Raw genomic sequence first — 11907 nt, forward strand, 5'->3', positions numbered from 1 at the left:
TGAGCCGCCCGTTCCGGAGCAGACCACGCTGCCGGAGGCGAGCCCCGAGCAGCGCGTGGACGAGTGGGACGGTGAACAGCTGAAGGGGCCGGCCGACTCGCACGAGGAGATCGGGGTGGACCCGGCCGACCTGTCCGACGAGGACCTCACCCGGGAGATGGCCAGCCTGCACCGGACCAGGCTGGACACGCTCCGGCACGCGTCCGACGCGGCGCTCGCCACCCACCTGCGCCGCACCGCCGACCTGGAGACCGAGTACCTCACCCGGCACCCGGGCCGCGAGGTCGACCCGCATCGGCTGCGGGACGGCTGATCATGTGATTCGCGATACACCGGGCTCAGGAACACGGTCCGATGGCCGATGGTTGAGTCAGGTGTCGGTGTGCTCAGTGTCCCCGGGCCTCACCTAAACAGCCTTCGCGGAATACCGTTCGGCAGGAGCCGCGTCGCGCCACTCGCCGAGAGGCGACCGGCACACCGACACCCTTTCAGTGCACGCCCCGCCGGGTCCGCCCGGCGGGGCGTCGCTGTTCGGCTGCCCGGTGACGGACCGTTTGGTCGCATAGGCGTTCTGTGGTGATCGGGGATGCGGGCATGCCGACGAACCGGCTCGGGGGGAGCTGACTCACCCGGGGTACCTCTACCGCACCGAGGACGAGTATCCGGCGGGCACGTGGTCGGCGAGCCGATCTGGCCGGGCCGGGCGCCGGAGGAGATCCCCGGGTGCGGCCTGCTGCTGGCGAACCTGTGCGACCTGGTGCAGACCGTACGCGAGCCCGTCGTTGACGGTGACGCGGCTGCACACAGGGGTGTGCAGCCGCCCGGGACCGGTAGGCCCCGGGCACGGCGGTTCGTGCGCGGCCGTTGTGCGGCCGTGATGCGGGTTGATCAAGCGCGCTCGCGGTTGCTCAGGCGCGTTTCGGGTTGCTCAGGTGTGGTTGCGCGGTTGAGCCGGCGCGTTGCGGTTGATCAGGGGTGCTTGCGGCTGACCGGGACGTGCCTGTGGTTGACCGGGCGTGCTCGCGGTTGATCGAGCCGATCGCGCCGGTCGGGCGGGTCAGGCGGGTCAGGCGACCGCGACCGTGGAGCGGCGGGCAGCGGCCGCGGAGGCGAGCAGGTCGAGCACGGTCTCGGTCTGCTCCCAGCCGAGGCACGCGTCCGTGACCGACTGGCCGTAGGTCAGCTCGCGCGTCGGGTCCAGCTCCTGCCGGCCCGGCTCCAGGAACGACTCCAGCATCACGCCGGAGATGCCCCGGTTGCCGGCCTTGAGCTGCTCCGCGATGTCCGCGGCCACGATCGGCTGGCGGCGGTGGTCCTTGCCGCTGTTGGCGTGGCTGGCGTCGATGATCAGCCGCTCCGGCAGACCGGCCTTGCGGAGCAGCGCGAGCGCGCCCTCGACCGAGTCCGCGTCGTAGTTCGGGCCGTCATTGCCGCCGCGCAGCACCAGGTGGCAGTCCGCGTTGCCGCGCGTGTGCAGGATCGCGGGCGTGCCGGACATCGCGATGCCGGGGAAGACGTGCGGGACCGCGGCCGCGTTGATCGCGTCGATCGCGGTGCTGATCGCGCCGTCCGGGCGGTTCTTCATGCCGATCGGCATCGACAGGCCGGAGGAGAGCTGGCGGTGCACCTGGCTCTCCACGGTGCGCGCGCCGATCGCGCCCCAGGCCACGGTGTCCGCGATGAACTGCGGCGTGATCGGGTCGAGGAACTCGCAGCCGACCGGCAGGCCCAGCTCCAGCACCTGGAGCAGCAGCTGGCGGGCGATCCGCAGGCCGGTGTTGACGTCGCCGGAGCCGTCCAGCGCCGGGTCGTTGATCAGGCCCTTCCAGCCGACCGTGGAGCGCGGCTTCTCGAAGTAGACGCGCATCACGATGAGCAGGTCGTCGGAGAGGCGCTCCGCGACCGGGCGCAGCCGCCGGGCGTAGTCGAGCGCGGCGGCCGGGTCGTGCACCGAGCACGGGCCGACCACGACGATCAGCCGGTCGTCCTCGCCGTCGAGGATGCGTGCGACCGCGCGGCGGCCCTCGACCACGCGGCCGGCCAGCTCCTCGCTCAACGGCAGGTGGTGATGGAGCAGGTCGGGGGTCATCAGCGGAACGACCTTGTCGATCCGCTGGTCGGTGACCCGTCGTGAGGACGTCATTGCAGATTTCCTTTCACCGGCCCGCCCCAGGGCCGGTGACCTGGAGAGCCGGGCAGCGTGTTCGTCGCATGCGAAAAGGGCAGGGAATAGGCTCCCTGCCCTTGCCGGCTCTCTGAAGGCTGTGGTGACGTCAGACCAGGGTCGAGTCACCGGCGCTCAGGGCCGGCCACCCAAACCAATAAAAGGACTTCGTCACGTCGGACACCCTACCGCGTTTCCGGGCCGCCGTCTGCCATCAGGGTCGCGATGGTGACTGAAGACCCTCTCCGTGGGTACGTGAGGGGCATGACTGATCGGGTGGAGAGCCGGGCGGCCTCGCTGCTGCCCGAGGAGCGCCGCGTCGGCAGCGACGACGTGGAGGCGCAGGCGGAGGAGATCCTGCTGGAATCGGACGAGCGAACGGCCGACTCGACGGCGGCGCCCGACTCGTTCGTCGAGCACCGCACGTCGGCCGAGGCCGCGGGCGCGTCAGAGGAGCCGCCGGACTGAGGCCCCGCCGCCGGCGGCGGGGCCGGCCCGGGTTTGATCTGCTGGACCACAGCGGAACGTGCAGGGAGGCCCCCCCGGGCCGACCGGTGCCCGCGGGAGCATGCGGGCTGCACCCCGCCGGAAGCGGGAAAATGGGTTGATGAGGGTTGTTGGTGCGGAACCTGCGCCCGCACTCCTCCAGCTCGCGCCGTAGCCGGTCAGCACGTTGTGCGCCAACGCCGGCCTGCGGAACGCGGCGTGAGCTCGCCGCGCTGAACAAGCCTCAATGGCCCCTTCTGATCCATTCGTCGAGGTGTGGGGACTCGGCTCCGATCGTGGTGCTGTCGCCGTGGCCGGTGTGCACGGTCGTCTCCGGTGGGAGCGTCAGGAGCTTCGCCTTGATCGACTCGATGATCGTGTCGAAGGAGCTGAAGCTGCGGCCGGTCGCGCCCGGGCCGCCCTGGAAGAGGGTGTCGCCGGTGAAGACCACGTTCAGCGCGGGTACGTGGAAGCAGCACGCGCCGGGGGCGTGGCCGGGCGTGTGCAGGACGTGCAGCTCGACGCCGCCGACCTCGATCGTCTGGCCGTCCCACAGAGCGCCGTCGACCGGGACGCCCGGGTGGGTGAGCTGCCAGACCGGTGCGTCGTTCGGGTGCAGCCAGATCGGGGCGCCGGTCGCCGTCGCCAGCGCGGGCGCCTGGCGGACGTGGTCGTCGTGCGCGTGCGTGGCCAGGATGGCCTTGACCGTGCGGCCGCCGACCGCCGTCAGGATCGCGTCGACGTCGTGCGGGGCGTCGATCACCACGCACTCGGTGTCGTCGCCGAGCACCCAGACGTTGTTGTCGACGTCGAAGGTCTGGCCGTCCAGGGAGAACGTGCCGGACGTGACGGTGTGGTCGATGCGGGCCGGCATCAGAAGATCACCACCGAGCGGAGTACGTCGCCGCGGTGCATCTTGGTGAACGCCTCCTCGACCTGCTCCAGGCCGATCTCCTCGGAGACGAACGCGTCCAGGTCCAAGCGGCCCTGGCGGTAGAGCTCGGTCAGCATCGGGAAGTCGCGGGTGGGCAGGCAGTCGCCGTACCAGCTGGACTTGAGCGCGCCGCCGCGGCCGAACACGTCGAGCAGCGGGATCTCCGGGATCTTCATCTCCGGCGTGGGCACGCCGACCAGCACCACGGTGCCGGCCAGGTCACGGGCGTAGAACGCCTGCTTCCAGGTCTCCGGGCGGCCGACCGCGTCGATCACCACGTCCGCGCCGAAGCCGCCGGTCAGGGCCTGGATCGCGGCGACCACGTCGCCCTCGCGCGCGTTGACCGTGTGGGTGGCACCGAAGCCCTTGGCCCACTCCAGCTTCCGGTCGTCGGTGTCCACCGCGATGATCGTGGTCGCGCCGGCCAGCGAGGCGCCCGCGATCGCGCCGTCGCCGACGCCGCCGCAGCCGATCACCGCGACCGAGTCGCCGCGCTGCACGTTGCCGGTGTTGATCGCGGAGCCGATGCCGGCCATCACGCCGCAGCCGAGCAGGCCGACCGCGGCCGGGCGGGCCGCCGGGTCGACCTTCGTGCACTGGCCGGCCGCGACCAGCGTCTTCTCGATGAACGCGCCGATGCCGAGCGCGGGGGACAGCTTCGTGCCGTCCTCCAGCGTCATCGGCTGCTTCGCGTTGTGGGTGGCGAAACAATACTGCGGCTTGCCCCTGCGGCAGGCCCGGCAGTCGCCGCAGACCGCGCGCCAGTTGAGCACCACGAAGTCGCCGGGAGCCACCTCGGTCACGCCGGGGCCGACCGACTCGACCGTGCCGGCCGCCTCGTGGCCGAGCAGGAACGGGAAGTCGTCGTTGATGCCGCCCTGCTTGTAGTGCAGGTCGGTGTGGCAGACCCCGCAGGTCTGGATCTTCACCACCGCTTCGCCGGGGCCCGGGTCGGGAACGATGACCGGGACCTCCTCGACCTCTGCGTTCTTCGCGCGAGCGATAACCCCGCGGACTGTCTGGCTCACGTCGCCCTCCTCCGTCTTGTCATTCTCGCGGTCAATCCGTAACACAGCGATTGTGGAAACCGGGGGTTCTTGCCGGGATTAATCGCTTCGACCGTTGTCTCTCCGTCTGGGAACATCGGTCTATGTCACTGGTCGAGGCGTCCGGACTGACCAAGATCTTTCGCCGGCCGGTGAAGGATCCCGGCTTCCGCGGTGCGCTGCGGCACCTGGTCGCGCCGAGCCATCGGGACGTGACCGCGGTCGACGGCGTGGACCTGCGGATCGAGCCCGGCGAGGCGGTGGCGTACGTCGGGCCGAACGGCGCGGGCAAGTCCACCACGGTCAAGCTGCTGGCCGGCATCATCGTCCCGACCAGCGGCGACGTGCGGGTGGCCGGCCTCTCCCCGCACCGGGACAGGATCGCGAACGCGCGGCAGGTCGGCGTGCTCTTCGGGCAGCGCAGCCAGCTCTGGTGGGACCTGCCGGTGCGCGAGTCGTTCACGCTGCTGCGTGACATGTACGGCGTCTCGGCGCGCGACTATCGCGAGCGGATGGAGCGGTTCGACGCGGTGCTCGACCTGGGTTCGCTGTTGCCGGTGGTGGCCCGGAAGCTCTCGCTCGGCCAGCGCATGCGGGCGGACCTGGCGGCGGCGCTGCTGCACGGGCCACGGATCGCGTACCTGGACGAGCCGACCATCGGGCTGGACATCGCGGTGCGGGACCGGGTCCGGTCGTTCCTGCGGCAGCTGCGCGACGAGGGCACCACGATCATGCTGACCACGCACGATCTCGGCGACATCGAGGACGTGTGCGAGCGGCTGGTCATCATCGACCACGGCCGGGTGATCTACGACGGTGCGCTGGCCGCGGTGAAGGACGACTTCGCGCGGGAGCGGCACATCCACCTGCAGCTGGCGTCCGCTGTGCCGCTCTCGTCGGTCGTGGCGTGCCTGCCGGATGCGCGGGTGGTCGCCGGGGACGGGCCGGGCGAGTTCACCGTGACCGTCGACCGGTTCCGGCAGACCGCGGGCGCGGTGATCTCCGCGGTGCTGCCGCTGGCCGAGGTGGTGGAGCTGCGCATCGACGAACCGGCGATCGAGGACGTGGTACGCAAGGTGTACGCGGGGGAGCTGAGGCTGGCGTGATCGCCTATGTGGCGCTGTTCCGCACGTCGGCGCGGACCGTGCTGGCGTACCGGATGGCGTTCTGGCTGGGCGTGCTCGGCGGGATCCTGCCGCTGGTGGCGCTCTTCGCGATCTGGGGCGCGATGCTGGGCGGCGGGCGGACCCTGGGCGGGCTGGACTGGCCACAGATGCGCGCGTACCTGCTGGTCACGTTCGGCACCGGGGCGCTGGTCGCGGCGTACGGGGACTTCCGGATGGCGAACCGGATCCTGGACGGCCGGGTCGCGCTGGACCTGGTCAAACCGGTCGACTTCCAGCGGTCGCGGTTCGCGGAGGCGCTCGGCGGCGTCGGGATGGAGCTGCTCTCGGTGGCACTGGTCGCGGCCGGCTGGGTGCTGATCAGCGGGCCGGTGCTGGTGCCGCACGGTGTGCAGGCCGCGCTGTTCGCGGCGTCGCTGATCTCGCTGGTGCCGCTCAAGTTCGCCATCATGTATCTGACCTGCACGCTCTGCTTCTATACACAGAACTACGTGGGGCTGTTCTGGGCGCGGGAGACGATCTCGGCGCTGCTGTCCGGCGCGCTGGTGCCGATCGCGCTGCTGCCCGCGTGGTTGCAGGCGATCTCCGCGCTGCTGCCGTTCGCGAGCGTGGTGTCCACGCCCGCGCTGATCTACGTGGGAGCCGCGTCCGGGACGACCGCGGTGCGGCTGATCGCGGTGCAGGTGCTGTGGACGGCCGTGCTGTGGTTCGGGGCGCGGCTGGCCTGGCGGTTCGCGATCCGGAGGCTGACGGTGCACGGTGGGTGAGATCTCGCGAATTCTCTGGATCTACCGGCGTGGGCTGGGCGCGCACGTGCGCAGCATGATGGAGTACGAGGCCGACTTCTGGCTGCTGGTGCTGGCCGGGCTGCTGCAGCAACTGGTCGGGCTGGCGTTCCTGGGCGCGGTGTTCGCGCAGGTCCCGGCGCTGCGCGGCTGGACCTTCCCGGAGGCCGTGCTGCTATACGGGTTCGCGTCGTTCGTGTTCGGGCTCGCGCCGCTGCTCTTCGACGGGCTCTGGCGTACCGCCTGGCTGGTCAATCAGGGAGAGCTCGACTACGCGCTGGTCCGGCCGTACCCGGTGATGTTGCAGGTTTCGGGTTCTTATGTCGGAATGCAGGGTTTCGGTGACGTGACAGTCGCGGCCTGCATGATCGGGTGGGCGCTGGTGCGCGTCGACGTGGCGTGGTCGCCGCTCACCGTGCTGATCGGGCTGATCCTGCTGGCCAGCGCGGCCGCGGTGCGGATCTCGATCCTGGCCGCGAGCACGGCCGTCGCGTTCTGGCTGCACGCGCCGCACTCCGGCTTCGCCATGGCGATCAACCAGATGGGTACGCTCGCGCGCTACCCGCTGACGATCTACGGCCTGGCCGTGCGCGGCGTGCTGACGCTGCTGGTGCCGTTCGCGTTCACCGCGTTCTTCCCGGTCTCCTGGCTGCTCGACCCGGGCCGGAACTGGTGGGCCGCGCTGGTCACGCCGGTGGTCGCCGGGGCGTGCGTGGTGACCGGGGTGCGGATCTACCACCGGGGGGTGCGGCGGTACGAGAGCGCGGGGCACTGAAACCGGCGGCCTTGTCACAGATGTCGATCACGCGCCATGCGGGCCGGCGGAAGCGCTGGTAACGTTGCCGGGTGATTTTCGCCGGCGACGATGATGGGGCTGATCCAGCCGGGCTCTCCGGTCCCGAATCGTCCGGGCCGCACAGCGTGGAGCTGGTCGGGCTGCTGCATGAGCTGACCGCGATGCTGCTCGGCGCCACGGAGATCGAGTCGGCCTTGGCCGACCTGTCCCGGTTCGCGGCGTTCGCGGTGCCCGGTGTCGCCCGATGCTCGGTCCTGCTGATCACCGAGGGCCGCCCCGCCGTCTCCGCGGCCTCCGAGACCAGCCGCCGGAAGATCGACGACGTGCAGCAGGACGAGGCCACCGGCCCGTCCCTGGACTCCATCCGCACCCGCGAGCCCGTGGTCAGCATCGATCTGCGCGTCGACGACCGCTGGCCCGCACTCCAGCCGGCCGCGGTCGGCACCGGACTGCGCACCGCGATAGCGCTCCCGATCGACGTCAACCGGGACGCGGTCGGCGCGCTCACGCTCTACCTCACCGACGCGGACGCGGCCGGGCCCAGCCGCATGGTCGCGGCCATGGCCATCGCGGGGCAGGCCGCGCTGCTGCTCGGCGAGGTCCTGCGCCGCGAGGAGGAGACCACGCCGTCACTCGCGGCCCAGGAGCCCTACGACGCCACCGTCAACCACGCCGTCGGCCTGATCATGGCGCAGCGCGGCTGCGGCCCCGCCGAGGCTTTCGAGGTCATCGACGAGACCGCCACCCGCCTGGCGGTCAGCCCTCGCGTGGTCGCCGAACGCCTCCTCGAGACCGCCCAGCGCCGCTCCGCACCCTGACCAGCAGGCGCTCTGCCCTCTGACCATCAGGCGCTCTGCCCTCTGGTCATCAGGCGCTCTGGCCTCTGGTCGTCAGGCGCTCTGCACGACCTCGAACTCCAGCAGACTGGCACCGCTCGCCACCGGCCGGGACCGCTCGCCCGCGTGCGCCGCGCGCCCGGAGCCCTGCGCCCACGCCTGGTAGTGCTCCTCGGTCTCCCACTTCGTGTAGACGAAGTACCGCGTCTCGCCGCTCACCGGGCGCAACAGCTCGAACCCCAGGAAACCCTCGGCGTTCTCCACCGCCCCCTGCCGCGCCGCGAACCGCTTCTCCAGCTCCGGCCCCGCACCATCGGGCACGTCAATCGCGTTGATCTTCACAACAGCCATACCTCCAACCTTAAAACCGTGCCGGGGTACGCCTTCCGCGCCCTGCCGCCGGCTCCACCCTCGGCGCGGCCGCACTGTGCCGGTTTCGGGCGATGTGCGGCGCTGCGGGCTGGGCGATCGAGGCCTATTCAGCGGTGCCGGTTCGGCGCGGTGTCGCCGCAGCAGGTCGGCGCGGCCGACGGGACCTCTATGTATGCGCGGTGTGCGGCATTCGTAGAGGGTTATTCAGCGTATAGCGCGCCGACAGCCCTGGCCTGCGGCGACGTGGCGCCGGCTCAGCCCTGCCGAATAAGCCTCGTCGTGCGTCACGTGTGCATCGAGGTTTGTTCGGCGTGTGGCGCACCGACTCCGCGGCAACGCGGCGCCGGCTGACCGCGCTGAATATGCCTCATCACCTCGCGTAGCGAACGGACTTGTGACGTTTCGGCGATGAAGGGAGAAGTAGGGAGTCGCACTGGCCCCACCGAATCTCAATGCCGGAACGTCAGCGAAGTGACATTTCCGGCTCTTTGGCGTGGTCGAGGATTGGTTCGGCTTCGAGGCTTATTCAGCGCGGCGAGCCGGCACCGCGTTGCCGCAGTCCGGGCGGCCTGACGAGGGCGGCGCTGAATAAGTCTCTTCGGTTCCGCATTTTGGAGATCGATCTCATCATGCGGCCGATCTTCCGCATGGTGGGAGCCGGCGATCGTATTTCGGAATCCACCAGATTTTGCTGGGGTTGGCTGCTCGAAATATCGTATTAAGTCACGTCGCCTGGCGAGGGGGCGGCCACTAGTGATACGTCAGGCACCTTATGGGACCCGCATTCGGTGCTTGACGTATCACTAGTGACCACTCTTGATCAACTGACCGACGCTCATTCGTTTGACAGGATCCAGTCGCGCCCCGATCCGCTGCTGCGGGCCGGTGTGCGAAGCAATCCACGATAAGCCGTCGACAAGGCGCTCATATGGTCCTGTCGTCGGCGCCGCCAGCGGTTTCGATGCACCAATATGGCGACATTTCCACCGGGTACGACGCCGGCCGTCTCTGATGTGGTGCGCACCGCGCAGACTGCTACCGCCCGGCCGCCCCGTCTGCCGCCGACCACCCCGGGTGTAGATCTCCGGAAAGTCCGGGTGGCCGCTGGGAGTGGTGGTGCTGCCGGGACCTGCGGTCGCGAGGGGCTGCGGGGGTTTGGGTGGCCGTTGGGAGTGGTGGTGCTGCCGGGATCTGCCGGGTGCGGAGGTCGCGCGGGTTTGGGTGGCCGCTGGGAGCGGCGGTGCGGCCGGGACCTGCGGTCGCGAGGGGTTGCGGGGGTTTGGTGACCGGGCTGGGACTGGCTGCGCCGCGGCGGCCGGAGCGGAGCGCTAGCGGAGTCGGAGGCCTCCGCGCGGTTTGCCCGCGGGAGCATGCCCAGAGTGGCCACGCCGGAAGCGGGAAAATGAATTCAGCCCTTGATTTCTGATCAGCAGCATCGTGGCGAACGCAACCAGGCGGAACGTGGGTAGGCCGCGGGAGTGCGCCCGACGTCACCACGCCGGAAGCCCGGAAGCCCGGGAGGCCCGGGAGGCCCGGAAGACCGGGAGGACCGGGAAGACCGGGAGGACCGGAAGACCGGGAGGCCCGGAAGTCCGAAAGATCGGAAGACCCCGGGAGGCCTGGAGGACCGGTTCATGGGTTTTCGGCGGCGGCTCTGGCCTCTGCGTCCTCGGCCGCGCGGGCTGCGGCGGCGGAACGGTTCTGGAGGGGGAGTTCGGGGAGGAAGAGGACGACGGCGAGGCCGACGATCATGATGATGGCGGCGATCAGGAAGACCAGGCTCATCGACTCGGAGAAGCCGACCTTGAACGGGTGGGCGATGACGTCGCTGAGCGTGTTGATGAACGAGGTGTCGTTCAGGCCCTCGGTGGACTGGCCGGACTGAAGGGCCGCCGCCTGTTCGGGGTTGTCGCGCAGCGCGGCCTGGAACTCGGGTGCGGCCTGGGCGTCGGTGAAGGCGTCACGGATTCTGCCGGGGACGGCCGCGAAGAGGACGGAGAGGAAGACGGCGGTGCCGAGGGTGCCGCCCATCTGGCGGAAGAACGTGACGGCGGAGGTGGCGGTGCCGATCTCGCGCGGCGAGACCGCGTTCTGGACCGCGGTGACCATGGGCTGCATGTTGCCGCCGAGGCCGAGGCCCATCAGCAGCATGATGCCCATCGTCAGCGGGAGCGGCGTGTCCGCGGTGATCAGGGAGAAGAGGAAGAGCGCGATCAGCATCAGCGCGGAGCCGACGATCGGGATGAAACGGTAGCGGCCGGTGCGGAAGATGATCTGGCCGAAGACGATCGAGCCGGTCATGATGCCGAAGACGAACGGGATCATCTGGAGGCCGGCGACCATCGGGGACGAGCCTTTGACGATCTGCAGGTAGAGCGGCACCATCATCAGCCCACCGAACATGGCCATGCCGACCACGAAGCTGCTGGCCGCGCCGACGCCGAAGGTGCGGATGCGGAACAGGCGCGGCGGCAGCAGGGCCTCGTCCTTGTACGCGCGTTCGGCGAGGACGAAGCCGATCAGGCCGACCACGCCGACGGCGTAGCAGAGGATCGCGCGGCCGGAGCTCCAGCCCCAGTCGCGGCCCTGTTCGGCGACCGTGAGCAGCGGGACCAGGCCGAGGACCAGGGTGAGCGCGCCGGGCCAGTCGATGCGGTGGTCGGTGCGGTGGTGCGGCAGGTGCAGGACGCGGGCGACGACGACCATGGCGAGCAGGCCGAGCGGCACGTTGATGTAGAAGATGTAGCGCCACCCGGCGATGCCGGCGATGTCGTCGGCCTCGGCGAAGAGGCCGCCGAGGACCGGGCCGAGCACGCTGGCGCTGCCGAAGACGGCCAGGAAGTAGCCCTGGTACTTGGCGCGTTCGCGGGGCGGCACGATGTCACCGATGATCGCCAGCGCGAGGGACATCAGGCCGCCCGCGCCGACGCCCTGGACCGCGCGGTAGGCGGCGAGCTGGTACATGTCGCCGGCCATGCCGCAGAGCGCGGAGCCGATCACGAAGATGCCGATCGCGGCCAGGAAGAAGCGTCGCCGGCCGTAGATGTCGGAGAGCTTGCCGTAGAGCGGCGTCGAGATCGTGGAGGTGATCAGGAACGCGGTCGTGGCCCACGCCTGTACGGAGAAGCCGTGAAGATCGTCGGCGATGGTCCGGATCGCGGTGGCGACGATGGTCTGGTCCAGCGCGGCCAGGAACATGCCCATCATCAGCCCGGCCAGGATCGTCATGATCTGGCGGTGGGTGAAGTCGCCCTCGGCGGCCGGTGGCGCGGGGGTAGTGGCAGAGGCGCTCACGCGTTCTCCTGGAGATCGATTTGCTTGCACCATACACACGTCTGGTGGTCGGCTCTTTCGATTACCCCAC

At 70.1% G+C, this 11907-nt stretch carries 11 protein-coding genes; 6 read left to right on the plus strand and 5 right to left on the minus strand.

Annotated features, from left to right (window positions below; genetic code table 11):
• Window positions 1–28 precede the first annotated feature (28 nt).
• The gene (locus J2S43_RS41520) at window positions 29–313 is read left to right on the plus strand and encodes a DUF6158 family protein (protein WP_306839792.1); all 285 of its coding nucleotides are present in this window, start codon (window positions 29–31) and stop codon (window positions 311–313) included.
• 753 nt (window positions 314–1066) lie between these two features.
• Here J2S43_RS41520 and J2S43_RS41525 read toward each other — a convergent pair.
• Entirely contained in the window at window positions 1067–2143 is a 1077-nt protein-coding gene (locus J2S43_RS41525; RefSeq protein ID WP_306838905.1) for a 3-deoxy-7-phosphoheptulonate synthase, read from the minus strand.
• Window positions 2144–2428: 285 nt separating this feature from the next.
• Here J2S43_RS41525 and J2S43_RS41530 point away from each other — a divergent pair, with 285 nt between their 5' ends.
• Window positions 2429–2632: a hypothetical protein gene (locus tag J2S43_RS41530; RefSeq protein WP_306838906.1), complete on the plus strand. Its 204-nt coding sequence runs from the start codon at window positions 2429–2431 to the stop codon at window positions 2630–2632.
• Between the two features lie 262 nt (window positions 2633–2894).
• On the opposite strand, the gene J2S43_RS41535 is transcribed toward J2S43_RS41530, so the two are convergent.
• The gene (locus J2S43_RS41535; protein WP_306838908.1) at window positions 2895–3524 is read right to left on the minus strand and encodes an MBL fold metallo-hydrolase; all 630 of its coding nucleotides are present in this window, start codon (window positions 3522–3524) and stop codon (window positions 2895–2897) included.
• The gene (locus J2S43_RS41540) at window positions 3524–4612 is read right to left on the minus strand and encodes an S-(hydroxymethyl)mycothiol dehydrogenase (RefSeq protein WP_306838910.1); all 1089 of its coding nucleotides are present in this window, start codon (window positions 4610–4612) and stop codon (window positions 3524–3526) included. The genes J2S43_RS41535 and J2S43_RS41540 overlap by 1 nt, the downstream gene beginning before the upstream one ends.
• Window positions 4613–4734: 122 nt before the next feature.
• Between J2S43_RS41540 and J2S43_RS41545 the strand changes: the two genes are divergently transcribed.
• From J2S43_RS41545 to J2S43_RS41560, 4 genes are all read left to right on the plus strand, one after another.
• Window positions 4735–5736, plus strand: a complete 1002-nt coding sequence (locus tag J2S43_RS41545) for an ABC transporter ATP-binding protein (protein ID WP_306838911.1) — start codon at window positions 4735–4737, stop codon at window positions 5734–5736.
• Complete coding sequence (locus J2S43_RS41550; protein WP_306838913.1) at window positions 5733–6521, plus strand: ABC transporter permease; 789 nt, start codon at window positions 5733–5735, stop codon at window positions 6519–6521. The genes J2S43_RS41545 and J2S43_RS41550 overlap by 4 nt, the downstream gene beginning before the upstream one ends.
• Window positions 6514–7314 carry an ABC transporter permease gene (locus tag J2S43_RS41555; protein WP_306838916.1) on the plus strand — a complete coding sequence of 267 codons (801 nt, stop codon included), beginning with the start codon at window positions 6514–6516 and terminating at the stop codon, window positions 7312–7314. Before J2S43_RS41550 ends, J2S43_RS41555 begins: the two co-directional genes overlap by 8 nt.
• A gap of 71 nt (window positions 7315–7385) precedes the next feature.
• Window positions 7386–8153, plus strand: a complete 768-nt coding sequence (locus tag J2S43_RS41560; protein WP_306838918.1) for a GAF and ANTAR domain-containing protein — start codon at window positions 7386–7388, stop codon at window positions 8151–8153.
• 72 nt (window positions 8154–8225) lie between these two features.
• Here the strand turns inward: J2S43_RS41560 and J2S43_RS41565 are convergent, their stop codons facing one another.
• A complete protein-coding gene (locus J2S43_RS41565) occupies window positions 8226–8522 on the minus strand; it encodes an antibiotic biosynthesis monooxygenase family protein (RefSeq protein ID WP_306838920.1) in 297 nt (98 codons plus the stop codon).
• Window positions 8523–10175: 1653 nt separating this feature from the next.
• Window positions 10176–11870 carry an MDR family MFS transporter gene (locus J2S43_RS41570; protein ID WP_306838922.1) on the minus strand — a complete coding sequence of 565 codons (1695 nt, stop codon included), beginning with the start codon at window positions 11868–11870 and terminating at the stop codon, window positions 10176–10178.
• Window positions 11871–11907: the final 37 nt, after the last annotated feature.

Origin of the sequence: Catenuloplanes nepalensis, assembly GCF_030811575.1 — a bacterium.
In the GTDB taxonomy this organism is placed as follows: Bacteria; Actinomycetota; Actinomycetes; order Mycobacteriales; family Micromonosporaceae; genus Catenuloplanes; species Catenuloplanes nepalensis.

Coding starts and splice junctions, on each gene's coding strand:
- J2S43_RS41570 (WP_306838922.1), bottom strand. CDS start 11,870: ATGGTGCAAGCAAATCGATCTCCAGGAGAACGCGTGAGCGCCTCTGCC.
- J2S43_RS41545 (WP_306838911.1), top strand. CDS start 4,735: ATGTCACTGGTCGAGGCGTCCGGACTGACCAAGATCTTTCGCCGGCCG.
- J2S43_RS41525 (WP_306838905.1), bottom strand. CDS start 2,143: ATGACGTCCTCACGACGGGTCACCGACCAGCGGATCGACAAGGTCGTT.
- J2S43_RS41565 (WP_306838920.1), bottom strand. CDS start 8,522: ATGGCTGTTGTGAAGATCAACGCGATTGACGTGCCCGATGGTGCGGGG.
- J2S43_RS41535 (WP_306838908.1), bottom strand. CDS start 3,524: ATGCCGGCCCGCATCGACCACACCGTCACGTCCGGCACGTTCTCCCTG.
- J2S43_RS41530 (WP_306838906.1), top strand. CDS start 2,429: ATGACTGATCGGGTGGAGAGCCGGGCGGCCTCGCTGCTGCCCGAGGAG.